This is a genomic window from Streptomyces triticisoli (assembly GCF_003270085.1).
GTDB lineage: Bacteria > Actinomycetota > Actinomycetes > Streptomycetales > Streptomycetaceae > Streptomyces > Streptomyces triticisoli.
The window spans coordinates 1-24,260 of record NZ_QFDQ01000274.1; the positions used below are offsets into that span (position 1 = coordinate 1).

General features: G+C 70.4%; 24 protein-coding genes. 12 read left to right on the forward strand and 12 right to left on the reverse strand.

Annotated features, from left to right (window positions below):
• The 6 genes from DEP02_RS30930 to galK form a co-directional block, all read left to right on the forward strand.
• Positions 1–1,674: outer membrane protein assembly factor BamB family protein (locus DEP02_RS30930; RefSeq protein WP_112470981.1), on the forward strand; the 1,674-nt coding region annotated here is incomplete at its 5' end.
• 103 nt (positions 1,675–1,777) lie between these two features.
• Positions 1,778–3,658 (forward strand): outer membrane protein assembly factor BamB family protein, encoded by a 1,881-nt coding sequence (locus DEP02_RS30935; RefSeq protein ID WP_112470982.1) that lies wholly within the window; start codon positions 1,778–1,780, stop codon positions 3,656–3,658.
• 229 nt (positions 3,659–3,887) lie between these two features.
• Entirely contained in the window at positions 3,888–4,559 is a 672-nt protein-coding gene (locus DEP02_RS30940) for a helix-turn-helix transcriptional regulator (RefSeq protein ID WP_112470983.1), read from the forward strand.
• 210 nt (positions 4,560–4,769) lie between these two features.
• Entirely contained in the window at positions 4,770–5,855 is a 1,086-nt protein-coding gene (gene galT, locus DEP02_RS30945; protein WP_112470984.1) for a galactose-1-phosphate uridylyltransferase, read from the forward strand.
• Complete coding sequence (galE, locus tag DEP02_RS30950) at positions 5,852–6,820, forward strand: UDP-glucose 4-epimerase GalE (protein WP_112470985.1); 969 nt, start codon at positions 5,852–5,854, stop codon at positions 6,818–6,820. Before galT ends, galE begins: the two co-directional genes overlap by 4 nt.
• Positions 6,821–7,975 (forward strand): galactokinase, encoded by a 1,155-nt coding sequence (galK, locus tag DEP02_RS30955; RefSeq protein ID WP_112470986.1) that lies wholly within the window; start codon positions 6,821–6,823, stop codon positions 7,973–7,975. It begins immediately after the preceding gene.
• A gap of 32 nt (positions 7,976–8,007) precedes the next feature.
• On the opposite strand, the gene DEP02_RS30960 is transcribed toward galK, so the two are convergent.
• Positions 8,008–8,322, reverse strand: coding sequence for a hypothetical protein (locus tag DEP02_RS30960; RefSeq protein ID WP_112470987.1), 315 nt, complete (start codon positions 8,320–8,322; stop codon positions 8,008–8,010).
• Positions 8,319–8,609: a hypothetical protein gene (locus tag DEP02_RS30965; protein ID WP_112470988.1), complete on the reverse strand. Its 291-nt coding sequence runs from the start codon at positions 8,607–8,609 to the stop codon at positions 8,319–8,321. Before DEP02_RS30965 ends, DEP02_RS30960 begins: the two co-directional genes overlap by 4 nt.
• A gap of 717 nt (positions 8,610–9,326) precedes the next feature.
• Here DEP02_RS30965 and DEP02_RS30975 point away from each other — a divergent pair.
• The gene (locus DEP02_RS30975) at positions 9,327–10,007 is read left to right on the forward strand and encodes an adenosylcobinamide amidohydrolase (protein ID WP_112470989.1); all 681 of its coding nucleotides are present in this window, start codon (positions 9,327–9,329) and stop codon (positions 10,005–10,007) included.
• Positions 10,008–10,172: 165 nt separating this feature from the next.
• Entirely contained in the window at positions 10,173–10,520 is a 348-nt protein-coding gene (locus DEP02_RS30980; RefSeq protein ID WP_112471010.1) for a DUF6247 family protein, read from the forward strand.
• Positions 10,521–10,785: 265 nt separating this feature from the next.
• Here DEP02_RS30980 and DEP02_RS30990 read toward each other — a convergent pair whose 3' ends face one another.
• Positions 10,786–11,229: a GNAT family N-acetyltransferase gene (locus DEP02_RS30990; protein ID WP_112470990.1), complete on the reverse strand. Its 444-nt coding sequence runs from the start codon at positions 11,227–11,229 to the stop codon at positions 10,786–10,788.
• A 234-nt stretch (positions 11,230–11,463) separates the two neighbouring features.
• Between DEP02_RS30990 and DEP02_RS30995 the strand changes: the two genes are divergently transcribed.
• Entirely contained in the window at positions 11,464–12,276 is an 813-nt protein-coding gene (locus tag DEP02_RS30995) for a LuxR C-terminal-related transcriptional regulator (protein WP_112470991.1), read from the forward strand.
• Here DEP02_RS30995 and DEP02_RS31000 read toward each other — a convergent pair.
• Positions 12,235–12,732 (reverse strand): MarR family winged helix-turn-helix transcriptional regulator, encoded by a 498-nt coding sequence (locus tag DEP02_RS31000; protein WP_112470992.1) that lies wholly within the window; start codon positions 12,730–12,732, stop codon positions 12,235–12,237. The genes DEP02_RS30995 and DEP02_RS31000 overlap by 42 nt on opposite strands.
• Positions 12,733–12,852: 120 nt before the next feature.
• Between DEP02_RS31000 and DEP02_RS31005 the strand changes: the two genes are divergently transcribed.
• Positions 12,853–13,677 carry a trans-aconitate 2-methyltransferase gene (locus tag DEP02_RS31005; protein WP_112470993.1) on the forward strand — a complete coding sequence of 275 codons (825 nt, stop codon included), beginning with the start codon at positions 12,853–12,855 and terminating at the stop codon, positions 13,675–13,677.
• 3 nt (positions 13,678–13,680) lie between these two features.
• Positions 13,681–14,043 (forward strand): VOC family protein, encoded by a 363-nt coding sequence (locus DEP02_RS31010; RefSeq protein ID WP_112470994.1) that lies wholly within the window; start codon positions 13,681–13,683, stop codon positions 14,041–14,043.
• Here DEP02_RS31010 and DEP02_RS31015 read toward each other — a convergent pair.
• The gene (locus DEP02_RS31015) at positions 14,040–14,717 is read right to left on the reverse strand and encodes a TetR/AcrR family transcriptional regulator (RefSeq protein ID WP_112470995.1); all 678 of its coding nucleotides are present in this window, start codon (positions 14,715–14,717) and stop codon (positions 14,040–14,042) included. The two genes, DEP02_RS31010 and DEP02_RS31015, sit on opposite strands and share 4 nt — an antisense overlap.
• On the reverse strand, positions 14,714–15,721 hold the full coding sequence (locus tag DEP02_RS31020) for an acyl-CoA desaturase (RefSeq protein ID WP_112470996.1): 1,008 nt from the start codon (positions 15,719–15,721) through the stop codon (positions 14,714–14,716). Before DEP02_RS31020 ends, DEP02_RS31015 begins: the two co-directional genes overlap by 4 nt.
• A gap of 293 nt (positions 15,722–16,014) precedes the next feature.
• On the opposite strand from DEP02_RS31020, the gene ppc reads away from it, so the two are divergent.
• A complete protein-coding gene (gene ppc / locus DEP02_RS31025; RefSeq protein ID WP_112470997.1) occupies positions 16,015–18,744 on the forward strand; it encodes a phosphoenolpyruvate carboxylase in 2,730 nt (909 codons plus the stop codon).
• A gap of 80 nt (positions 18,745–18,824) precedes the next feature.
• On the opposite strand, the gene DEP02_RS31030 is transcribed toward ppc, so the two are convergent.
• The 6 genes from DEP02_RS31030 to glmU all read right to left on the reverse strand — a co-directional run bounded on the left by DEP02_RS31030 (position 18,825) and on the right by glmU (position 24,222).
• A complete protein-coding gene (locus tag DEP02_RS31030) occupies positions 18,825–19,541 on the reverse strand; it encodes an LPXTG cell wall anchor domain-containing protein (RefSeq protein ID WP_112470998.1) in 717 nt (238 codons plus the stop codon).
• 154 nt (positions 19,542–19,695) lie between these two features.
• Positions 19,696–20,202 carry a hypothetical protein gene (locus tag DEP02_RS31035; RefSeq protein WP_112470999.1) on the reverse strand — a complete coding sequence of 169 codons (507 nt, stop codon included), beginning with the start codon at positions 20,200–20,202 and terminating at the stop codon, positions 19,696–19,698.
• Positions 20,203–20,254: 52 nt separating this feature from the next.
• Positions 20,255–20,857, reverse strand: a complete 603-nt coding sequence (gene pth / locus DEP02_RS31040) for an aminoacyl-tRNA hydrolase (protein WP_112471000.1) — start codon at positions 20,855–20,857, stop codon at positions 20,255–20,257.
• A gap of 76 nt (positions 20,858–20,933) precedes the next feature.
• A complete protein-coding gene (locus DEP02_RS31045) occupies positions 20,934–21,518 on the reverse strand; it encodes a 50S ribosomal protein L25/general stress protein Ctc (RefSeq protein WP_112471001.1) in 585 nt (194 codons plus the stop codon).
• A 188-nt stretch (positions 21,519–21,706) separates the two neighbouring features.
• Positions 21,707–22,681: a ribose-phosphate diphosphokinase gene (locus DEP02_RS31050; RefSeq protein ID WP_112471002.1), complete on the reverse strand. Its 975-nt coding sequence runs from the start codon at positions 22,679–22,681 to the stop codon at positions 21,707–21,709.
• 92 nt (positions 22,682–22,773) lie between these two features.
• Positions 22,774–24,222 carry a bifunctional UDP-N-acetylglucosamine diphosphorylase/glucosamine-1-phosphate N-acetyltransferase GlmU gene (gene glmU / locus DEP02_RS31055; protein ID WP_112471003.1) on the reverse strand — a complete coding sequence of 483 codons (1,449 nt, stop codon included), beginning with the start codon at positions 24,220–24,222 and terminating at the stop codon, positions 22,774–22,776.
• Positions 24,223–24,260: the final 38 nt, after the last annotated feature.

The window sequence follows — 24,260 nt, forward strand, 5'->3', positions numbered from 1 at the left end:
CCGCCCCCGCCCGCGGGCCCCCCGCAGCCTCAGCCCGGCTACGGCTACCCGCAGCAGCCCGGCCCCTACGCCCAGCCCGGCCCGTATGCCCAGCCGGGGCCGTACGGCGCCCCCGCCGCGCCCGGCCCCCACGGGCAGCCGCAGCAGCCGGGGCCGTACGGGCCGCAGCCCGGCTACGGCTATCCGCAGCCGCAGGTCCCGGGCGCGCCCGGGACCCCGCCGCCCGGCGGCGGCTCCCGCAACCCGTTCAAGGGCAAGCCCGCCGCCGTCATCGGCGCCGTGGTGGCCGCCCTGCTCGTGGCCGGCGCCACCGTGTGGGCCGTCACCGGCAGCGGTGACGACAAGAAGACGCCGGTCGCCGAGAAGAGCGACGGCTCCAAGCCCTCGGGGCCCGCCGCCTCCGACGCCCCCGTCGACCCCGGTGACGGCAGCGGCGACGGCGACACGGACCCGGAGGACCTCAACGCGGGCCGCCAGGCCGGCGAGGCCAAGGTGCTCTGGTACAAGGAGGCGCCCGACGCCCCCGGCCTCGGTGCCGACGCCCCCGGCATGTGGATCACCGACAAGGCGGCGGTGAAGGCCGCGTACAAGCAGGTCTTCGCCTACAACGTCGGCGACGGCCGGCCCACCTGGGAGCCGGCCGCCTTCCCGGAGAAGATCTGCGCGGTGACGCCGCAGAAGACCGCCGACGACAAGGTCGTCGTGGCCTACATGAACGGCAGCAGCGACCGCGCCAAGTGCACCCGGATCCAGCAACTCGACCTGAACACCGGCAAGAAGGGCTGGAGCGCCGAGGTCTCCGAGGGAGAGCTGTTCGACAGCGCGCTCGACGTCACGCTGACCGTGACCGGAAAGACCCTGATGGTGGGCCGCTCGCAGTCGGGCACGGCGTACGACATCGACAGCGGCAGGAAGCTCTACGACAAGAAGCGCTACGGCCAGGCCTGCTTCCCCGGCGCCTTCGCCGGCGGCGCCCGGCTGATCTCGGTCTCGTCCTGCGCCGCCGGCGCGCCGAACGCGCACGACGAGGTGCAGGAGCTCGACCCCGCCACCGGCAAGGTCAAGTGGACCAAGCAGATCCCCAAGGACTGGGAGGTCCAGCGCGTCTTCTCCGTCGACCCGGTGGTCCTCTACTCGACCGACAAGGACCGCAAGCACTGGAACATCTCGACGCTGAACAGCGGCGGTTCCATCCGCTCCCAGGTCGACTCCAAGGCGGCCTTCAACCCCGAGTGCGGCCTGTCCTTCCTCATACGCAACCTGCAGAGCTGCAAGGCGGTCGCGTCCGACGCCGAAACCCTCTACCTGCCCACCAAGGCCACCACCGGTCCCAACGAGATCGTCGCGATCAGCCTGGCCACCGGCAAGGAGAAGTGGCGCGTGAAGTCCCCGACGAACACCTCGATGATGCCGATCAGGGTGGAGAACGGGCAGCTCATCGCGTACGCCGAGGCGTGGTACGACACCGGCGGCCAGGTCGTGTCCGTGCCGACGGCGGGCTCGGACCACACCCCGGTGAAGCTGCTGCAGAACCCGGAGGGCACCGTGAGAATCGAGAGCGGGTTCTTCTCCAAGGACGTCGACTGGGTCGACGGGCGCTTCTACATCTCCACCACCCGGCTGAGCGGGAGGAGCGACAGCAAGGAGAAGTTGATGCTCGCCTACGGCAAGTGAGCCGGGCCGGCCGCCCCGTGCGGCCGGCGCCCGCGCGCCGTTCCGGCCACCTGGCTTCCCCGTCGTCCCGCCGCCGTTCCCGTACCCCCGAGGTGTCCCCGTCATGACCCAGCCGCCGCCCCCGCAGCCCGACCAGCCGCCGCAGCAGGGTGGTTTCGGCCCGCCTCAGGACCAGCCGCCCCAGCCCGCGCCTTCCGCGGGCGGCCCGGACCTGACCAAGTCCCCCCAGCCGGCGCCGGGTTACGGCTACCCGCAGGCACCCCAGCAGCCCCAGCCGCCGCAGGGCGCCCCGCAGACACCCCCGTCCCCGGCCCCTCCGGCGGGCCCGCCGCAGCCCCCGCCCGGCTACGGCTACCCGCAGGCCCCTCAGGGACAGTCCGCCCCCCAGCCGCCCCCGGGTTACGGCTACCCCGGTCAGCAGCCGAACCCGTACGCCCAGCAGCCGAACCCGTACGCCCAGCAGCCGGGCCCGTACGGCGCCCCGCAGCCCGGCCACGGATATCCCGGCCAGCCGCAGACCGTACCGATGCAGCCGCAGGCCGGACAGCCGGGCGGCGGGCGCAAGGGCAACAACGCCCAGCTGGCGATCATCGTCTCGGCCGTCGTCGCGATCGCGCTGATCGTCGGCGCGGGCGTCTGGTACTCGAAGTCGTCCGGCGGCGACGGCAAGCAGGACACCGCGAGCTCCAGCGGCGGCACCGGCGGCAAGGACGGCGGCACCACGGCCGGAGGCAAGGAGAAGGTGCCCTCCGACCCCGCCTCCAAGGTCCTCTTCCAGGTGCCGATGCCGGAAGTGACGGACACGGTCTCCACCCCCGGCTCCTGGCTCACCGACAAGGTGTACGCCAAGACCGGCATCGCCGAGATCGTCGGCCACGACCCCGACAAGGGCACCAAGCTGTGGACCGTGAAGCTGCCCGGCCCGGTGTGCGAGGTCAGCCGTCGCATGACCTCCGACAACAGGACGGCGATCCTCCACGAGCCCGCCATGCCGACCAAGGACAAGCCCTACCACGGCTGCAGCCAGATCGCGGCGATCGACCTCGCCGCCGGCAAGAAGCTGTGGACGCAGACGATCAAGTCCGGTGACGAGGTCAGCAACCTGGACAACGTCACCGTCAGCGCCGGTACGGTCGCCGTGGGCAGTCTCAGGGGCGGCGCCGCCTTCGACATCGCCGACGGCAAGGCCCTGTGGCTCCCGAAGCCTGACGACACCTGCTACGACGCCGGCTACGGCGGCGGCGAGAAGCTGGTCGCGGTGCGCAAGTGCGGCCCGCACGACCAGCGTCAGCTGCACATCCAGACCATCGACCCGAAGTCCGGGAAGGTGATCTCCGAGTACAAGATGTCGCGGGGCATCGAGACCGCGGTGGTCGTCTCGACCGATCCGCTCGTCGTGGCCGCCGAAGTCGGGGAGCGCAACGGCATCTCGGACTTCTTCTCCGTCGACAACCGGACCGGTGAGCTGCGCACCCACATCTCGACGCCCCGCGACAGGTACACGTTCCGCTGCTCGCGCAGCAGCGACATCGAGTACTGCTCGAACCTCGTGGTCGGCAACGACCGGCTGTACCTCGCCACCGAGCGGCACGCCGGAACCGGCGAGTTCACCAGGACCAACGAGATCGTCGCGTTCGACCTCGGCACCGGCAAGCAGACCGGCCAGCGCGCGGACGCGGGCGACGGCTACCAGCTCTACCCGCTGCGCATGGACGGCGGGAACCTCATCGCCTACAAGAGTCCGCCCTACGACAAGGGCGGCCAGGTCGTGAGCATCGACGGCAGCAGCTTCAAGGCGACCAAGCTGATGGAGAACCCCTCCGGCGAGGCCGTGCGGAACGTGGAGAGGACCATGTCTCCGGACTTCTCGGAGGTTCTCTACTCCCAGGGCCGCCTCTACATGGCGGACACCTACGTCCGCAAGTCGGTGTCGTCGGGCACCGACAGGCAGTACCTGGTGATGGCCCTCGGCACGAACGACTGACCTGCCACGCTGCCCCCTCACTGCCCCGTCATTGACCCCTCAGTGACCCCCTCAATGACCCTCCATGGAGAGGAATGCCGAAAACTCCGCCGATCCGGGGCACTTCTCGCCAGTAGGGGCAGCGCGACGTCGAACAAGCGTGTAGCTTCCGAGGGCATGAAGGGCGGGTGTGCCGGGGGGCCACTGCCCGTAGGGCTGTGGGCATCCGCTGGGGGGACTGGGGGGCTCGATGGGAGTGCGGCTCATGGTGGTCGACGACCACCGACTGCTCGCCGAGGCACTGGCCTCGGCGCTGAAGCTGCGCGGACACCGCGTGCTGGCCGCGGCGGCACCGGCCGCCGGCGCGGCCGACGTCGTGATCAGCCGCGCGCCGGAGGTGTGCCTGCTGGGGACGGCGGCACCGGCCGAGCCGGGCACGTTCGACCCGGTGGTGAAGATCAAACGGGAGCGTCCCCAGGTCGCGGTGGTCGTCCTGGGGCCGGTCCCGTCCCCGCGCGGCATCGCGGCCGCCTTCGCCGCGGGCGCCTCGGGCTACGTACGTCATGACGAGCGCATCGAGGGCGTCGAGCGGGCGATCATCAAGGCCAGGGCGGGCGAGGCGGCGATCGCCCCGCAACTGCTCCAGGGCGCCTTCAGCGAGCTGCTGAACCCCGCCGCCCAGCCGGACGACGAGGGGCAGCGCCTCCTGCAGATGCTCACCCCGCGTGAAGTGGAGGTCCTGGTCCGGGTCGCCGAGGGCGAGGACACCCGTCTGATCGCGGCCGGCATGGGCATCGCCCCCAGCACGGCCCGCACCCACGTCCAACGCGTCCTGATGAAACTGGGCGTGGGCTCCCGCCTGGAAGCAGCGGCCCTGGCCGCCCGCACGGGTCTGCTGGACCGGGCGCCGCGCCCGATGTAGCCGCGGCAGCACCTGTCACCGGGTGTCGGCGTACAAGCGACCGCGCATTGCTCACCGCGCTCACCCCCACTCGCCTCATTCACCGCACTCACCGCGCCCTACTCCACCGTACCCACAGATGATCGGTTGTGGCGTGTTATGTTTAATTCTGTTGGGTGGGTGATTGGGTGCTGACGGGTGCGGGCCCGGGGACCAGGTAGGGAGTCCGAAGTGAAGAAGACCTCGACCCGGCTGGCCGACGGTCGTGAGCTCATCTACTACGACCTGCGGGACGACATCGTGCGCGGCACGGCCGACCAGCGCCCCCTGGAGCGCACGGTCACCACCTCCGAGATGCGCCGGGACGCCCTGCTCGGCGACGCGGTCGCCGTCGCCTCCCACCGCCAGGGCCGCACCTACCACCCGCCCGCCGACGAGTGCCCCCTGTGCCCGTCCCGGGGCGGAAGGCTGAGTGAGATCCCCGACTCGTCCTACGACGTGGTGGTCTTCGAGAACCGCTTCCCGTCGCTGGCCGGCGACTCGGGCCGCTGCGAGGTCGTCTGCTTCACCTCCGACCACGACGCCTCCTTCGCCGACCTGAGCGAGGAGCAGGCGCGGCTGGTCCTGGACGCCTGGACGGACCGCACGGCGGAGCTGTCGCACCTGCCCGCCGTCGAGCAGGTGTTCTGCTTCGAGAACCGCGGGCCCGAGATCGGCGTGACCCTGGGTCATCCGCACGGCCAGATCTACGCCTACCCCTTCACCACCCCGCGCACCGCCCTGATGCTGCGCTCACTGGCGGCCCACAAGGAGGCCACCGGCGGCGGGAACCTCTTCGACGCGGTCCTGGAGCGCGAACTCGCCGACGAGCGGGTCGTCCTGGAGGGCGAACACTGGGTGGCCTTCGTGCCGTACGCGGCGCACTGGCCCTACGAGGTCCACCTGTACCCCAGACGCCGCGTCCCCGACCTGCTCGCACTCGACGAGGCGGCCCGCACGGAATTCCCCAGGATCTACCTGGAACTGCTGAGACGCTTCGACCGGATCTTCGTCGGGTGGGACGGAGGGGAGGGCTTCGCGGACGAACCTCCCACGCCGTACATCGCGGCCTGGCACCAGGCCCCGTTCGGCGCGCTGGAGGAGTTCGACGGAGTGACGCGCGACGACTTCGCACTGCATGTCGAGCTTTTCACCATTCGCCGGACTTCCGGCAAGCTGAAGTTCCTCGCCGGTTCCGAATCCGGCATGAGCGTGTTCATCAACGACGTGCCGCCCGAGCGCGCGGCCGAGCGACTGCGAGAGGTAGCGAGTTCATGAGCGGGAAATACCTGGTGACGGGCGGCGCGGGCTACGTCGGCAGTGTGGTCGCCCAGCATCTGCTGGAGGCCGGCCACGAGGTCGTCGTGCTCGACAACCTCTCCACGGGCTTCCGCGAGGGCGTGCCGGCCGGCGCCGCCTTCGTCGAGGGCGACATCCGCGACGCCGCCAAATGGGTGGACTCCAGCTTCGACGCGGTGCTGCACTTCGCCGCCTTCTCCCAGGTGGGCGAGTCGGTGGTGAAGCCGGAGAAGTACTGGGAGAACAACGTCGGCGGCACGATGGCCCTGCTCGCCGCCATGCGCGAGGCCGGAGTGCGCAAACTGGTCTTCTCCTCCACGGCGGCCACGTACGGCGAACCGGAGCAGGTCCCGATCGTCGAGACCGCCCCCACCCGGCCCACCAACCCCTACGGCGCCTCCAAGCTCGCCGTCGACCACATGATCACCGGCGAGGCGGCGGCCCACGGCCTGGGCGCGGTCTCGCTGCGCTATTTCAACGTGGCCGGCGCCTACGGGACGTACGGCGAGCGCCACGACCCCGAGTCGCACCTGATCCCCCTGATCCTGCAGGTCGCGCAGGGCCGCCGGGACGCGATCTCCGTCTTCGGCGACGACTACCCGACCCCGGACGGCACCTGCGTACGCGACTACATCCACGTCGCCGACCTGGCCGAGGCCCACCTCCTCGCCCTGCGGGCGGCCGTCCCGGGCGAGCACCTGATCTGCAACCTCGGCAACGGCAGCGGCTTCTCCGTCCGCGAGGTCGTCGAGACCGTCCGGCAGGTCACCGGCCACCCCGTCCCCGAGGTCGTGGCCCCGCGCCGGGCCGGCGACCCGGCGGTCCTGGTCGCCTCGGCCTCCGCCGCCCGCGAAAAGCTCGGCTGGCACCCGTCCCGCGCGGACCTCGCGGGTATCGTCGCGGACGCCTGGGAGTTCGCCCAGCACAGCACAAGGGAGAGGTAAGTGGGGGTACTTGAGGTCCGGGAAGGCTTCACCGAGCTGTACGGCGCCGCACCGGAGGGAGTCTGGGCGGCGCCGGGCCGCGTCAACCTCATCGGCGAGCACACCGACTACAACGACGGCTTCGTGATGCCCTTCGCGCTGCCGCACGTCACCTCTGCCGCGGTCGCGCGCCGCGCGGACGGCGTACTGCGCCTGCACTCGGCGGACGCGCCGGGAGCACCCGTGGAGCTACGGCTCGCCGACCTGACCCCGGAGTCCGACCGGACCTGGACCGCCTACCCCGCGGGTGTGGTCTGGGCCCTGCGCGAGGCGGGCCACGAGGTGACGGGCGCGGACATCCACCTGACGTCGACGGTCCCCACGGGCGCCGGCCTGTCCTCCTCGGCAGCACTCGAAGTCGTGGTCGCCCTGGCCCTGAACGACCTCTACTCCCTGGGCCTGAGGGGCTGGCAGCTGGCCCGCCTGTGCCAGCGCGCGGAGAACGTCTACGTCGGCGCCCTCACCGGCATCATGGACCAGACGGCCTCGGCCTGCTGCGAGCCGGGCCACGCCCTGTTCCTGGACACCCGCGACCTGTCCCAGCGCCAGATCCCCTTCGACCTGGCCGCCGAGGGCCTGCGCCTGCTGGTCGTCGACACCCGGGTCGAACACGCCCACAGCGACGGCGAGTACGGCAAACGCCGCACCGGCTGCGAAAAGGGCGCGGCCCTGCTGGGCGTGGACGCCCTGCGCGACATCCCCTGCACGGACCTGGACGCGACCCTGGAACGCCTGGCGGAGGACGAGGAAGTAACCCGCCTGGTCCGTCACGTGATAACGGAGAACGCCCGGGTCGAACGAGTGATTTCCTCCTTGGAATCAGGCGACCTGCGCTCCATAGGCCCTGTCCTGACCGAGGGCCACGCCTCCCTGCGCGACGACTTCCGCGTCTCCTGCCCGGAACTGGACCTGGTCGTCGACACGGCCCTGGCGAGCGGCGCGCTCGGCGCCCGGATGACCGGCGGCGGCTTCGGCGGCTCGGCGATCGTGCTCGCGGAGGAGTCCGACGTCCAGCCACTCACCAAGGCAGTCGAAGAGGCCTTCACCACGGCGGATTACAGGACCCCACGCGTCTTCGAGGCGGTGCCCTCAGCGGGGGCACGGCGGCTGGACTGACATCTGCTGCCGGGATGCGGCTGCGTCGGGCGTCAGAACCCGGTGCCGCCGCCCGCGAAGCGGACCGGGGACACGAGGGCGATGCGGACCAGTCCGGGTTCGGGCGGCGGGGCGTCGTAGACGTACGTGACAGTGAGAGCCGGACACTTGTCCGTGGCTTCGAGCCGTGTCGTGTAGAGCCTCATGTCCCCGATGGCACTGCGGGCCGGTCGGCCGAGTGTCGGGTTCTTCTCCAGTTCGGCACGCAGGGCCTCGACGGCTTCGAGAGCTCCTTCGTCGATGGCCTGACAGCGAACGCGGGCCTCATTCGTGATCTCGGCGATGACCGACTGCTGGCTCTCGGTCACCGAGCGATGCCTCGTGCGGCGCGAATGTCGGCGATGGCAGTGGCAACCGCGGAGTCGAAGTCGGGATCCTGGCGGGCGATGATCCGGCCGCGGAACTCCTCGGCCAGACGGACAACTCCGCTGAGATCGGCAGGGTCGGCGTGGTTGATCTCGCGGGCCAGTTCGGCCTCGAAGTCGTCGGCATCGCCGGGGAAGCCGTAGCCCATGGTCAGGGCAGCGCGGAGTTCGCCAATGGTGCGCATGGCGGGGAGGTGGGGCGGGCCGGAGTCTGCCAGGTGTGCAGTCATGGTGGCCGGGGCTCCTTTCACGGTCTCGGCTTCACGGTACCTGGCCGCAACGGATCGTGTGCCGCCTCGTGGCGTGAGCGACCTTGCTTGCTGCGTTCCGGTAAGCCGCATGTCGGCCATCCTGTGAGACACCCCCCCCGCATCGCGCGACCACCCGGCAGGTGAATGTCACTCGCGCACTCAAATGAGCGGCCAGTGAACACTGGAAGCCGAGGTGCTCTCACTTTTCAGAGGAGGCACCCCCCTGCACCTGCTCAAGCCGGCAGTACGTCCCTCAGTCCTTCGATGAACAGGGCGAACGCGCGTGTGCTCACGGTGAGTCCACGTCGATTGGAGGCTTTGGAGTCATGTATGCCCACCCACGTGAGGGGGAGGGCCACCTCCAGGCATTCGTTGTTGGCTGCGCGCTGTATCCCGCCGCGGTCACCATCGGTGTGACCGACGCGGGTACAAGCTCCGCCCCCGGGTCCGTGCCCTCGCCGGAGAGCGAGCGGGGACGCGGGCTGCTCATCACCGACGCGCCGGCCACCCGTTGGGGAACCCACCGGACGGGCGGCGGTCTGACGGTCTGGGCCGAGATCGCCACCGGACCACCGGGCCACGGGAATCCGTGTGCTGACCGCGCGGGTCGCCCATGCGTCCATGAGGCCCAGGCGCACGCCCGCACCGGGCCCCGCGTACGATCGGCCGGTTCCCCACCGCAAGGAGCCATGACCGGTGACCGCCGTCCTTCCCCCGTCCGCCACGACCACCGGCCTGCGCTCCGCGCGGTTGCTGAGCCGCTCCGAGGACGGTGAGCGGCTGCACGCGCTGCTGTGGACGGCGGGCCCGGGGCGGCGGATGGTCAGCAGCGCCGTGCTCGGCGGCGGCATCGGCGAGCGCGGCTGGGTCCTCAACGCCCAGGTGGCCCACGGCTACCGGCGCACCGACCCGGACCGGCACCTCGCCGAACTGGCCGTCGAGGCCGGCGTGGAGGGACTGGGCGTGGGGCTGATGACGGCGGCCGACGTCTCCCGCCACGCCCACGCACAGGACGGCGGCGCCGAGGCGGTCGTCACCGCGGGCGTCAACGTGCGGGGCTGGGCCGCCTCCCCGACGGAGGGCACCGCCCTGCCCGCGCAGCCGGGCACGATCAACATCATCGTCGCCCTCCCCGTGGCGCTGACCGACGCCGCCCTGGTCAACGCGGTCGCCACCGCCACCGAGGCCAAGGTCCAGGCCCTGCTCGACACCGGCCACAACTGCTCCGGCACCCCCACGGACGCGGTGTGCGTCGCCGCGCACACCCCTGTCCCCGGCGAGGACGTCCACGCCTTCGCCGGCCCCCGCTCCCTGTGGGGCGCCCGCCTGGCCCGGGCCGTCCACCAGGCGGTCCGCGCCGCCGTGCCGGCCCGCTGAGGCATACGGCCCCGCGGCGGTCACGCCATCGGGACGATGGTCACCCTTTGTGATGACGTGGGTCGAATGCGGCGGCTACCGTGGACGGGCAGGCGGAAGATGCCGCCCACGCGAGGAACCATGGGCGCCGCGTGCGAAAGACCGCGCCCCGCGCCGGAGGTCTCCGTGAGTGCTCAGCCCGACGGCCCGAACGGGCCGCTGATCCCCATGCCCGAACTGACGCCCGATGCGCTGCGGGCGGCGGTCGCGCGGATCGCTCCGAGCCGAGTGGCCGCGCTGACCCGGCACCTCTTCGAGGCCACCACCAACGCCCAGCAGACGCAGAGCCTGGCGCCACTGCGGGCTTTCGTGCACTCGTGGGCCGTCTTCGTCGCGATCGAGCGACACCCGCAGCGGGCCGCCCGCCTGCGTGAGCTGGAACGGATCGTGGACGCCGGTGATCAGGAGCCGGACGCCGCCATCGCCGAGATCCGGCGGATCCGGCAGGCTGCCGAGGCCGAGGCGGGCCTGTGAGCGACTGGACGTGGGACTACAACCCGAGCGCGGAGTACGTCACCGAGAGGCTTCCCGTCGGGGTCGTGGCGGAAGTCGAACGGCTCGCCACCGAACTCGCCGCGCTCGGACCCGACTCCGTGCGCGTCGGCCGCCCCACAGACCGGGAAGGCGGCCTCCGGAGTTCGACCTGCTCGGCGGCCGTGGCTTCATCAGCTTTCTCGCCGTCCCGCGTCACGACTGCGTCCACGTCTGCAACGTGACCTGGTACGGCTGACCCGGCCGCTCAGCGCAGCCGCTTCACCAGCGTGTACTCCGTGATCCCCGGGGGGTAGTCGGGGATCGCGCAGACCACCTCGTAGCCGTGTCGGCGGTAGAAGTCCGGGGCCTGGAAGTCCCAGGTCTCCAGGCGTACGGTCCTGCAGTCGCGTTTGTCGCGGGCGATGCGTTCGGCCCGCTTGAGGAGGCGGGAGCCGAGGCCCGCGCCGCGGTGGGGGGTGTCGACCCAGAGGTGGGTGACGTGCAGCCAGGTCGCCCAGGTGTGGCCCACCAGGCCGCCGGCCAGGTCCCCCGACTCGTCCGACGCCCAGATGTGCAGGGGGACTTCACGTGCGGCGGGAGTTCTGCGCAGGGCGGCGATGACCGGGGAGGCCGCCGTGTTCGTGTCGCGGAGGCGGGAGCGGAGCAGATTGCGGCGCTCTTTGTCGACTTCTGCCTCGATACGGAACATGCGGCACACCTTAAACGCGTACGGCGGTCAGTTCTGCGAATTGCCTTCCCCTGCCGGTCACCGCCCGTACTCTGAGGAGCGGTACCGGTGGGGGCCGGTGCCGGTCAGGGGGGCGAGAGGCGTCGGGGCCGCGTCGGCCGGCGTTCTCCGTCAGGTTCTCCGAGGCGTTCTTTGACGCACTTTTGACGAAGGGAATCCCCTGCTCTGCCAGGAGCTTGGGGAAGGGGGTCTTCCATGGTTCGCATCCGAGTCCTGGTCGTCGACGACCACCGTATCTTCGCCGAGTCGCTCGCCGCCGCCCTGGCCGCCGAGCCCGACGTCGACGTCTCCGCCGCCGGGTCCGGGCCGGCCGCGCTGCGCTGTCTGGAGCGGGCCGCCGCCGAGGGCCGCCGCTTCGACGTCATGCTCGTCGACGCCGACCTCGGCGGGAGTGCCCCCGGAGCCCGGCCCGCCGTTCCCGTGCGGGAGGGCGAGGAGGACGGGCTGGTGGACGGGATCTCCCTGGTCGCCGGGGTGCGCGGTGCCCAGCCCGCGGTGCGGGTCGTCGTCCTGGCCGAGAAGGACGACCCGCGGCGCGCCGCGCTCGCCCTGCAGGCCGGAGCCTGCGGCTGGGTCGCCAAGGACTGCTCGCTGTCCCGGCTGCTCACCGTCATCCGCGGTGTGCTGCGCGACGAGACCCACCTGCCGCCGGCCCTGCTCACCGGCGTACTGCGGGAGCTGACCGCTGCCCGCAAGCACCGCACCGAGAGCGAGCGCCTGGTGGAGTCGCTGACCCCGCGCGAGCGGGAGGTGCTGCGCTGCATGGTCGCCGGGCTCGGACGCAAGGCCGTCGCCGAGCGGCTGTACCTGTCCCCGCACACCGTCCGCACCCACATGCAGAACGTCCTGGGCAAGCTCGGCGTCCACTCCACCCTCGCCGCCGTCGCCCTCGCCCGCCGCGCGGGGGTCGGACCCGCCGACCTGGGGCCCAACGGCCTGGGGCCCACCGGCCCGGGGTCTGCCGGGCTAACCGGGGACGTTGTCGAACGGGGCGGTCAACTGGCGTAGCAGGCTTGCCAGTTCGGCCCGTTGCGCGGACGACAGCTCCGCGAGGATCGCCCGCTCCTGGTCCAGCAGCTCCGCCAGGGAGCGGTCCGCGCGGTCCCGGCCCTCCTCCGTCAGGCGGACCAGTACACCGCGCCGGTCGTTGGGGTCGGGCAGGCGTTCCACCAGGCCCTTCTTCGCCAGCCGGTCGATGCGGTTGGTCATCGTGCCCGAGGTGACCAGGGTCCGGTTCAGCAGCTGTCCGGGTGAGAGCTGGTACGGCGTTCCCGTGCGCCGGAGCGCCGTCAGGACGTCGAACTCCCAGGGCTCCAGACTGTGCTCGGAGAAGGCCAGCCGCCGCGCGCGGTCCAGGTGCCGGGCCAGCCTGCTCACCCGGCTCAGCACCTCGAGCGGTTCCACGTCGAGGTCCGGACGTTCCCGGCGCCACGCTGCGACCAGCCGATCGACCTCGTCCTCCATGGCGATCAGTGTAGTGGTTGTGTCGATGTGAAGTCTCTTGATGTCGACTCTCTTGACGTCGAGACATTCGTCACGGGAGAGTGGTGATCGCAGCCCGCCGCGCACGTCGAGGAGGCCGACATGTCCGCCCGCACCCCCGCCTGGGACCCCGCCCAGTACCTGCGTCACGCCGGTCACCGCGCCCGCCCCTTCACCGACCTGCTCGCCCGCGTCCCCGACCTCCCCGGCGGGTCCCGCCCGCCCCGTGTCGCCGACCTCGGCTGCGGCCCCGGCAACGTCACCGTCCTGCTCGCCGGCCGCTGGCCCACCGCGCACATCACCGGCTACGACAACTCGCCCGAGATGCTCGACAAGGCCGTGGTCGACCACCAGGGCCCCACCCCCGGCGGCGGACGCCTCGACTTCGCCCACGCCGACGTGCGCACCTGGACGCCCGGCGAGCCGTACGACCTGATCGTCAGCAACGCCACCCTGCAGTGGGTGCCCGGGCACGCCGGCCGGTTCGCCGACTGGGTGGCGGGGCTGCGCCCCGGCGGCACCCTCGCCTTCCAGGTGCCCGGCAACTTCTCCGCCCCCAGCCACCGGCTGATGCGCGAGCTCGCTCACTCCGCCCGCCGGCGCGACCGCCTCGCGGACGTGCTGCGCCACGAGGACGTGGTGCTCACCCCCGAGGCCTATCTGGAGAAGCTGACCGCGCTCGGCTGCACGGCGGACGTGTGGGAGACGACGTACGTCCATCTGCTGACCGGCGAGGATCCGGTCCTGGACTGGGTGAAGGGCACCGGGCTGCGGCCAATCCTCACCGCCCTCGCCGACGACCCGGCGGCACGCGAGGAGTTCCTGGCCGAGTACCGCACCGCCCTGCGCGAGGCCTACCCGGCCGGCCCGCACGGCACCCCGTTCCCCTTCCGCCGCATCTTCGCGGTCGCCACGAAGGAGGCGTGAACCGTGCTCAGCGCGATCGACCACGTCCAGCTCGCCGCCCCGCCCGGCTCCGAGGACGACCTGCGTACGTACTACGTCGACGTCCTCGGCATGGAGGAGATCCCCAAGCCGCCGGTCCTGGCCGCACGCGGCGGCTGCTGGTTCCAGGCCGGTGCCGTCCAGCTCCACCTGGGCATTGAGGACGACTTCCGGCCCGCGAAGAAGGCCCACCCGGGCTTGCGGGTGACGGCCATCGAGGCCTACGCCGCCCGGCTGCAGGCGCGCGGGGCGCAGATCACCTGGGACGACAACCTGCCGGGCCACAAGCGCTTCTATTCCGAGGACCCCGCGGGCAACCGCCTGGAGTTCCTGGAGCCCCTCGCCTAGGACTTGCGGTGACCGATCAGCCGCGGCTTCGGTTCCAGCCCGTCCAGGCCGTGCCAGGCCAGGTTCACCAGGTGGGCCGCCACCTCCGCCTTCTTCGGGCGGCGGACGTCCAGCCACCACTGGCCGGTCAGGGCGACCATGCCGACCAGGGCCTGGGCGTACAGCGGGGCCAGCTTGGGGTCGAAGCCGCGGGACTTGAACTCGCGGCCCAGGATGTCCTCCACCTGGGTGGCGATGTCGGAGATCAGGGAGGCGAAGGAACCCGTCGACTGCGGGATGGGGGAGTCGCGGACCAGGATGCGGAAGCCGTCCGTGTACTCCTCGATGTAGTCCAGGAGGGCAAAGGCCGCCTGCTCGCACAGCTCACGCGGGTGGCCGGCTGTCAGGCTGCTGGTCACCATGTCCAGCAGCCGCCGCATCTCGCGGTCCACCACCACCGCGTACAGGCCCTCCTTGCCACCGAAGTGCTCGTACACCACCGGCTTGGACACCCCGGCCTTCGCCGCGATCTCCTCCACCGACGTGGCCTCGAAGCCCTTCGCCGCGAACAGGGTGCGACCGATCTCCAGCAGCTGCTGGCGGCGCTCGGCACCGGTCATACGGGTACGACGCGCGCGCCGCGGCTTGTCGTTGCTGGGGATGCTGTCGGAGTCGGTGGCCACGCCGTCAATCATGCCGCCTCGGCGGTCTCCTTACGGCGCCGGGAGCGGTCCTTGTCGGGGTTGCGGCGGGAATCGATACGCGAGCGTGACGGCCAGCGCACGTCGTACGCCCAACCGAGCTGCTCGAACCAGCGGATGATCCGCGCCGAGGAGTCCAGCTGGCCGCGCTCCACCCCGTGCCGGGCGGAGGTCGGGTCGGCGTGGTGCAGGTTGTGCCAGGACTCGCCGCAGGACAGGACCGCCAGCCACCACACGTTGCCCGAGCGGTCCCGCGACTTGAACGGGCGCTTGCCCACCGCATGGCAGATCGAGTTGATCGACCAGGTCACGTGGTGCAACAAAGCCACCCGAACGAGTGAACCCCAGAAGAACGCGGTGACCGCTCCCCACCACGACAGGGTCACCAGGCCGCCGATCAGCGCCGGAAGCGCCAGCGACACCGTCGTCCACAGCACGAACTGACGGGAGATCCCGCGCATCGTCGGATCCTTGATCAGATCCGGCGCGTACTTGTCCTGCGGGGTCTGCTCCTCGTCGAACATCCAGCCGACATGGGCCCACCACAGGCCCTTCATCAGCGCCGGAACCGTCTCCCCGTACCGCCACGGCGAGTGCGGATCGCCCTCGTGGTCGGAGAACTTGTGGTGCTTGCGGTGATCGGCGACCCAGCGGACCAGGGGCCCCTCGACCGCCATCGACCCCGCGATCGCCAGCGCGATCTTCAAGGGCCGCTTCGCCTTGAACGAGCCATGGGTGAAATGCCGGTGGAAACCGATCGTGATGCCGTGACAGCCCAGGAAATAGAAGAACACCAGCAGGCCCAGATCCAGCCAGCTCACCCCCCACCCCCAGGCCAGCGGCACCGCCGCCAGCAGCGCGAGGAACGGGACGGTGATGAAGAGCAGCAGCGTGATCTGCTCGATCGAACGCTTCTGCTCACCGCCCAGCGTGGCGGAGGGCAGCCCGGTGCCGGTCGCCTCCGGGGCGTCGTGGCTCACATCGGAGCTCGTGGTCATGGGCGTCCCCTGTGGGTCGAGGGTCGAGATCAGACGCCGACGGCCTCCGGAACCGTCCAGCTCCCTACGGTTCCGTAACCTACGGCGTCGTAAGTATGGCAGCGTGCCGCCCCGCGGCAAGAGCCCGTAGCCCTGCGCGTCCCGCCCGACACCTAGACTTGGAGCCGGTCGGACAGCGCGGTCCGCTGAAGAAAATTCCTTCCCGGATGCCCGGCCCGTATGCGGCAGCCCGCCGCGCGGCACTCGTCCGGGTTCCCTCCCAGACGTGCTTCAACCCGCAAGGAGCCGCACCTGTGAGCAGTGCCGACGACCAGACGACAGCCAGCAGCGAGCTGCGCGCCGACATCCGCCGACTGGGTGACCTCCTCGGAGAGACCCTCGTACGGCAGGAAGGCCCCGAACTCCTCGAGCTGGTCGAGAAGGTCCGCCGCCTCACCCGCGAGGACGGCGAGGCCGCCGCCGAACTGCTGCGCGGCACCGAACTGGAAACCGCGGCCAAGCTGGTCCGCGCCTTCTCCACCTACTTCCACCTCGCCAACATCACCGAACAGGTGCACCGCGGCCGCGAACTGCGCGCCCACCGCGCCGCCGAGGGCGGCCTCATCGCCCGCACCGCCGACCGGCTCAAGGACGCCGACCCCGAACACCTGCGCCAGACCGTGAAGCACCTCAACGTCCGCCCGGTCTTCACCGCACACCCCACCGAGGCCGCCCGCCGCTCCGTCCTCAACAAGCTCCGCCGCATCGCCGCCCTGCTGGAGACCCCGGTCGCCGCCTCCGACCGCCGCCGCCACGACACCCGGCTCGCCGAGAACATCGACCTCGTCTGGCAGACCGACGAACTCCGCGTCGTCCGCCCCGAACCCGCCGACGAGGCCCGCAACGCCATCTACTACCTCGACGAACTCCACGCCGACGCCGTCGGCGACGTCCTGGAGGACCTCACCGCCGAACTGGAACGCGTCGGCGTCAAGCTGCCCGACGACACCCGCCCCCTCACCTTCGGCACCTGGATCGGCGGCGACCGCGACGGCAACCCCAACGTCACCCCCCAGGTCACCTGGGACGTGCTGATCCTCCAGCACGAACACGGCATCAACGACGCCCTCGACATGATCGACGAGCTGCGCGGCCTGCTGTCCAACTCCATCCGCTACACCGGCGCCACCGACGAACTGCTGACCTCCCTCCGGGCCGACCTGGAGAAGCTGCCCGAGATCAGCCCCCGCTACAAGCGCCTCAACGCCGAAGAGCCCTACCGGCTCAAGGCCACCTGCATCCGCCAGAAGCTCGTCAACACCAAGCAGCGCCTGGCCACCGGCACCCCCCACGAGCCCGGCCACGACTACCTCGGCACCAGTGAACTGCTGCACGACCTGCGCATCATCCAGAACTCCCTGCGCGAACACCGCGGCGGCCTGTTCGCCGACGGCCGGCTGGGCCGCACCATCCGCACCCTGGCCGCCTTCGGCCTCCAGCTCGCCACCATGGACGTCCGCGAACACGCCGACGCCCACCACCACGCCCTCGGCCAGCTCTTCGACCGGCTCGGCGAGGAAACCTGGCGCTACGCCGACATGCCCCGCGACTACCGCGCCAAGCTCCTCGCCAAGGAACTCAGGTCCAGGAGGCCCCTCGCCCCCACCCCGGCCCCCGTCGACCCGGCCGGCGCCAGGACCCTCGGCGTCTTCGAAACCGTCAAGCGGGCCCTGGAAGTCTTCGGATCCGAAGTCATCGAGTCCTACGTCATCTCCATGTGCCAGGGCGCCGACGACGTCTTCGCCGCCACCGTACTGGCGAGGGAAGCCGGCCTCATCGACCTGCACGCCGGCTGGGCCAGGATCGGCATCGTGCCGCTCCTGGAGACCACCGACGAACTCAAGGCCGCCGACACCATCCTCGAAGACATGCTCGCCGACCCCTCCTACCGGCGCCTGGTCGCCCTCAGGGGAGACGTCCAGGAGGTCATGCTCGGCTACTCCGACTCCTCCAAGTTCGGCGGCATCACCACCAGCCAGTGGGAGATCCACCGCGCCCAGCGCCGCCTGCGCGACGTCGCCCACCGCTACGGCGTACGCCTCCGCCTCTTCCACGGCCGCGGCGGCACCGTCGGCCGCGGCGGCGGCCCCACCCACGACGCCATCCTCGCCCAGCCCTGGGGCACCCTCGAAGGCGAGATCAAGGTCACCGAACAGGGCGAGGTCATCTCCGACAAGTACCTCATCCCGTCCCTCGCCCGGGAGAACCTCGAACTGAGCGTCGCGGCCACCCTGCAGGCCTCCGCCCTGCACACCGCCCCCCGCCAGTCCGTCGAAGCCCTCGCCCGCTGGGACGCCGCCATGGACGTCGTCTCCGACGCCGCCCACACCGCCTACCGGCGCCTGGTCGAGGACCCCGACCTGCCCGCGTACTTCTTCGCCTCCACCCCCGTCGACCAGCTCGCCGACCTCCACCTCGGCTCCCGCCCCTCCCGCCGCCCCGACTCCGGCGCCGGCCTCGACGGACTGCGCGCCATCCCCTGGGTGTTCGGCTGGACCCAGTCCCGGCAGATCGTCCCCGGCTGGTACGGCGTCGGCTCAGGACTCAAGGCGCTGCGCGAAGCCGGCCTCGACACCGTGCTCGACGAGATGCACGAACAGTGGCACTTCTTCCGCAACTTCATCTCCAACGTCGAGATGACCCTCGCCAAGACCGACCTGCGCATCGCCCGGCACTACGTCGACACCCTCGTCCCCGACCACCTGGGGCACATCTTCGACTCCATCCGGGCCGAGCACGAACTCACCGTGCGCGAGGTGCTCCACGTCACCGGTGAGAGCGACCTCCTCGACCACCAGCCCGTCCTGAAGCAGACCTTCGCCATCCGCGACGCCTACCTCGACCCGATCTCCTACCTCCAGGTCGCCCTGCTCAAGCGGCAACGCGACGCCGCGGCAGCCGGCGAGGAACCCGACCCGCTGCTCTCCCGGGCCCTGCTCCTCACCGTCAACGGCGTGGCCGCCGGCCTGCGCAACACCGGCTGACCCCCGGTGACACACGACAGGTGCCCCTGAGCCTCGCAGTGGGGCTCAGGGGCACCTGTGTGTCATGAAGGGGTACCGCGTCAGTCGCGGACGGCCCTGCGGCGGCGGAACAGCAGGAAGCCACCCGCGGCGAGCAGCGCGGCGGCCGCACCGGACAGCAGGCCCACCGGGGCGCCGTTGCCGGTCTCGGCGAGATCACCGGTCGCGCCCTGCGCGGACGGCGCCGCCTCGGGCACCGCGGCAGCGGGCGACGAAGCCGACGGGGACGTGCCGGACGCGCCGTCGGACTCGGACGTGCCGGAGGACTCGGACGGCTCGGCCGAGGGGACGACCGACGCCGACGGAGTGCCGGACGGCACACCGGACGGCGTCGTGCCGCCTTCAGCGGAGTCCCCGCAGTCCGTCCAGAACACCTTGTGCTTGGCGCTGCCCTTCTGGCCGTCGAAATTCCAGAACAGCTTGTAGTGGCCGTCCGGCAGAGACAGATCCTCGGTACGGCCATGGCCCGACGCATCCAGCGTGAGGCTGTCCGACAACACCGTCTCGCCCTTGACACCGGCAGTCGGGGCCCACCGCTCGATGTGCCAGTTCACCTGCTGGCCACCGTCGAAAACGAAGGCGTCCAGGTAGAAGGTGCAGACATGCGGCTCGTTGCGACGCAACTCCTCGTCAGTGGAGGCGTCGTGGATCTTGACCGTGCCGTTGTCACCGGGAGGGGCCGCATGGGCGACCGGGACGGTGAGCAGGGCGACGGAACAAGCGGCGGCGAGTACGCCGACGCGAGTGGGGGTACGCATGAGTCAGTCCATCTGCGAGTGACCGATGGGAAAATGTGGGGGGTGATTCAGTCTCTCCCTGCCCTGACCCAAAATCAATTACGGAGCAACAACACTGCCTTGCCGCACAGATGCGGAGAGCGCCGAAGCCGCCTCGACCCGCCAGGAACGCCGCTCACAACGCCAGGAACGCCGCCGTCAGCAGCGCCACCCCCGACCCCGCCAGCACCCACGCCGCCCGGGTCCGCCGCAGCCCGCCCGCCACCACCACCGAAGCCAGCAGCAGCGCACCGCCCAGCGGAGCCCACGCGTACAGAATCCCGGCCGGACCCGAGCGCACCACCTGATCCGTCCCCGGCTTCACGACGACGCTGTACGTGCGCCCCTGCCGCACCGCCACGGTGTGGGCGATCACCACCCGCTCACGGGCCGTCGACCCCGTCGAGACCGGCGTGTACGGCCCCGCGCACGTATCGCCGTCGCACCCCGCCACCGTGACCGTGCCGAGCTCACGCCCCTTGGTCAGCATCACGTACGGCGCGGTGTCCCACGACGCCCACACCCCCGCGACCAGAATCAGCGCCGCCACCACACCCGTCGCCGCGACCCGCCCGAACCGGAGCGCCGCGTACGAGGCCTGACGGGAACGAGAGACGGAGGCGGCAGACATGGCCGGGATCATTGGCCATACCTCCACGACCGGTCAACTTCAGCGGAACCCGGCGGGCGACAAGTCAGGAGTTGTACGCGCTCTGCGCCCGCTCAAGCCCCTCCGCCAGCAGACACTCCACCGAATCCGCCGCCCGGTCCACGAAGAAGTCCAGCTCCTTGCGCTCCGCCGACGAAAAATCCTTCAGCACGAAATCCGCCACCTGCATACGACCCGGAGGGCGCCCGATCCCGAACCGCACCCGGTGGTAACCCGCCCCCATCGCCTTCGTCATCGACTTCAGACCGTTGTGACCGTTGTCCCCACCCCCCAGCTTCAACCGCAGCACGCCATAGTCGATGTCCAACTCGTCGTGAACCGCCACGACGTTCGCGAGCGGCACCTTGTAGAAATCCCGCAACGCGTTCACCGGCCCACCCGACAGGTTCATGTACGACATCGGCTTCACCAGCACCACCCGGCGACTGTCCGGCCCCGGAGAACCCAGCCGGCCTTCCACCACCTGCGCCTGCGCCTTCGCCGCCCGCTTGAACCGGCCCCCCATCCGATCAGCCAGCAGATCCACCACCATGAACCCCACGTTGTGCCGGTTCATCGCATACCCCGGCCCGGGATTGCCCAGGCCGACGATCAACCAGGGGGCATTCGCGGCAGTCGTCACGTCCACGTCTCCTCAATACGCGCCGGCCGCCGCTCCCCCGGGGAAGCAGCGGCCGGCAAAACGACGACGGTCGGGCCCGGACTCAGACGGCCTCTTCGCCTTCCTCCTCCTCCGAGACCTCCTCGGCCTGCGCGGCCAGGATCTGCAGAACCGGAGTGTCCTCCTCCACGGCCAGCTTCACACCCTCCGGCAGCGGGATGTCCTTCGCCAGGATCGCGGCACCGGCCGACAGACCCTGCACGGACACCGTCAGCTGGTCCGCGATGGTCGTGGCCTCGGCCTCCACCGTCAGCGTGGAAAGGACGTACTCCAGCAGGTTGCCACCCGGCGCCAGCTCGCCCTCGGCCACCACCGGGATCTCGACGACGACCCGCTCGCCACGCTTGACCATCAGCAGGTCCACGTGCACCAGGTCACCCCTCAGCGGGTCACGCTGCACCGCCTTCGGAATCGCCAGCTCGTTCGACTTGCCGTCGATGTCCAGCGACAGCAGAACGTTCGACGTACGCAGCGCCATCAGCAGCTCGTGACCCGGCAGCGCCAGGTGGATCGGCACCATGCCGTGCTCGTACAGCACACCGGGAACCTTGTTCTCACGGCGGACACGACGCGCCGCACCCTTGCCGAACTCGGTACGAGTCTCAGCGGCGATCTTCACCTCGGACATACTCTTCACTCCTCGTAGAAGCACAAGAAAAACGGACGGAGTCACCCGGCCACGAACGGCCTGCTACGAAGAGCGCGTCGATAACGGACCGCCGTACCACGAAAACGAGTACGGCCTCCCTCGCCGAGCAACTGCAGCAGTCTACTCGGAGCGGGAGGCCACACCCAAAACGACCTACGAAACGACCATCACTGCTCGTCGAACAGGCTCGTCACCGAACCGTCCTCGAACACCTCACGCACCGCACGCGCGATCGTCGGCGCGATCGACAACACCTTGACCTTGTCCAGCTCCAACTCGTTCGGCGTCGGCAGCGTGTTCGTCATCACGAACTCGCTCACCTTCGAATTCTTCAGCCGGTCCGCCGCCGGACCCGACAGCACACCGTGCGTCGCCGTCACCATCACGTCCTCCGCACCATGCGCGAACAGTGCGTCCGCCGCGGCGCAGATCGTGCCACCGGTGTCGATCATGTCGTCCACCAGGACACAAATGCGGCCCTTCACATCACCGACGACCTCATGCACCGTGACCTGGTTCGCCACATCCGGGTCACGCCGCTTGTGCACGATCGCCAGCGGCGCACCCAGCCGGTCGCACCAGCGGTCCGCCACCCGCACCCGGCCGGCGTCCGGAGACACGATCGTCAGCTTCGAAAGGTCCACCTTGCCGCCCACGTAGTCCGCCAGCAGCGGCAGCGCGAACAGGTGGTCCACCGGACCGTCGAAGAAGCCCTGAATCTGGTCCGTGTGCAGATCGACGGCGAGGATACGCGTCGCACCGGCCGTCTTCATCATGTCCGCGATCAGACGCGCCGAGATCGGCTCACGCCCCCGGTGCTTCTTGTCCTGCCGCGCATAACCGTAGAACGGCACGATCACCGTGATGGAACGGGCCGACGCACGCTTCAGCGCATCAATCATGATCAACTGCTCCATGATCCACTTGTTGATCGGAGCAGTGTGGCTCTGGATCAGGAAACAGTCAGCACCACGCGCCGACTCCTGATACCGCACATAGATCTCGCCGTTCGCGAAGTCGAACGCCTTCGTCGGAACGAGCTCGATACCCAGCTCGCGGGCGATTTCCTCGGCAAGCTCGGGGTGGGCGCGGCCGGAGAAGACCATCATCTTCTTCTCGCCGGTCGTCTTGATCCCGGTCACAGCAGTGTCTCCTCAGAGGGTGATCGGAGCGTGGTGGGGTATACGTGTGTGCAGTTATCACGGTACGCCGTGTTTGGCGCACCCGTTTCCGGTCACCCCTCGCCCTCGCCCCTCGAAGCAGCCGCCTCCGCCGCCCTCGCCGCCGCACTCCCCGGACGCTTGCGAGCCACCCAACCCTCGATATTCCGCTGCTGACCACGGGCCACGGCCAACGAACCGGACGGCACATCCTTCGTGATCACCGAGCCGGCAGCGGTGTAAGCACCGTCCCCGATCGTGACAGGCGCCACAAGCATGTTGTCCGCACCGGTCCTGCAGTGCGAACCCACCGTCGTGTGGTGCTTGCTCTGCCCGTCGTAGTTCACGAACACACTCGCGGCACCGATGTTCGTGTACTCACCGATCGTCGCGTCCCCCACATACGACAGGTGCGGAACCTTCGTCCCCTCACCGATCGACGCGTTCTTCGTCTCGACGTACGTCCCCACCTTGGACCTCGGCCCCAGCCGCGTCCCCGGCCGCAGATACGCGTACGGACCCACGGACGACTCCGGACCGATCACCGCCCCGTCGGAGACCGTGTTGTCCACCCGCGCCCCGGCCCCGACCCGCGTGTCCGCCAGCCGGCTGTTGGGCCCGACCTCCGAACCCTCACCAAGGTGCGTCGACCCCTGCAACTGCGTCCCCGGATGCACCACGACGTCCTGCTCGAACGTCACCGTCACATCCACCCACGTCGTCGCCGGATCCACCACCGTCACCCCGGACAGCATGGCGGCCGTCAGCAGACGGTCGTTGAGAGTCCGCCGCGCCTCCGCGAGCTGCACCCGGTTGTTGATCCCCGCGATCTCCCGGTGATCACCAGCCACGCAGGCACCGACCCGATGACCCGCCTCACGCAGGATCCCGAGCACATCAGTGAGATATTCCTCACCCTGACTGTTGTCCGTCCGCACCTTCCCCAACGCGTCCGCCAACAACTGCCCGTCGAACGCGAACACCCCCGAGTTGATCTCCCGGACCGCCCGCTGCGCCTCGGTCGCGTCCTTGTGCTCCACGATCGCGGTCACCGCACCGGTGGCACCGTCCCGCACGATCCGGCCGTACCCGGTCGCGTCCGGCACCTCGGCGGTGAGCACGGTGACGGCGTTGCCGTCGCCGTGGTGCGTGGCAGCGAGGCTCCGCAGGGTCTCACCGGTGAGAAGCGGAGTGTCCCCGCAGACGACGATCACCGTCCCGTCGACGGGCCCGCCGAGCTCCTCCAGCCCCATACGGACCGCGTGCCCGGTGCCCTTCTGCTCCTCCTGAACAGCGGTACGCACCTCGGAGTCGACCCCGGCCAGATGCGCGGTGACCTGCTCCCGCGCGTGCCCGACGACGACGACGAGGTTCTCCGGCTCCAACTCGCGCGCGGCGGCGAGCACATGGCCCACCAGGGAACGGCCACAGATCTCATGCAGGACCTTCGGTGTGGCCGACTTCATACGGGTGCCCTCACCCGCTGCGAGAACGACGACGGCTGCCGGGCGGATGGCGCTCACGGGATGCCCTTCGGCTGTGGATGGGTGGGGGTGGACAT

Coding starts and splice junctions, on each gene's coding strand:
- DEP02_RS31005 (WP_112470993.1), top strand. CDS start 12,853: ATGTCCGCCCGCACCCCCGCCTGGGACCCCGCCCAGTACCTGCGTCAC.
- DEP02_RS30990 (WP_112470990.1), bottom strand. CDS start 11,229: ATGTTCCGTATCGAGGCAGAAGTCGACAAAGAGCGCCGCAATCTGCTC.
- galE (WP_112470985.1), top strand. CDS start 5,852: ATGAGCGGGAAATACCTGGTGACGGGCGGCGCGGGCTACGTCGGCAGT.
- DEP02_RS31000 (WP_112470992.1), bottom strand. CDS start 12,732: ATGGAGGACGAGGTCGATCGGCTGGTCGCAGCGTGGCGCCGGGAACGT.
- DEP02_RS30995 (WP_112470991.1), top strand. CDS start 11,464: ATGGTTCGCATCCGAGTCCTGGTCGTCGACGACCACCGTATCTTCGCC.
- DEP02_RS31015 (WP_112470995.1), bottom strand. CDS start 14,717: ATGATTGACGGCGTGGCCACCGACTCCGACAGCATCCCCAGCAACGAC.
- DEP02_RS30935 (WP_112470982.1), top strand. CDS start 1,778: ATGACCCAGCCGCCGCCCCCGCAGCCCGACCAGCCGCCGCAGCAGGGT.
- DEP02_RS31030 (WP_112470998.1), bottom strand. CDS start 19,541: ATGCGTACCCCCACTCGCGTCGGCGTACTCGCCGCCGCTTGTTCCGTC.
- DEP02_RS31035 (WP_112470999.1), bottom strand. CDS start 20,202: ATGATCCCGGCCATGTCTGCCGCCTCCGTCTCTCGTTCCCGTCAGGCC.
- DEP02_RS31020 (WP_112470996.1), bottom strand. CDS start 15,721: ATGACCACGAGCTCCGATGTGAGCCACGACGCCCCGGAGGCGACCGGC.
- DEP02_RS30965 (WP_112470988.1), bottom strand. CDS start 8,609: ATGACTGCACACCTGGCAGACTCCGGCCCGCCCCACCTCCCCGCCATG.
- DEP02_RS31045 (WP_112471001.1), bottom strand. CDS start 21,518: ATGTCCGAGGTGAAGATCGCCGCTGAGACTCGTACCGAGTTCGGCAAG.
- DEP02_RS30940 (WP_112470983.1), top strand. CDS start 3,888: ATGGGAGTGCGGCTCATGGTGGTCGACGACCACCGACTGCTCGCCGAG.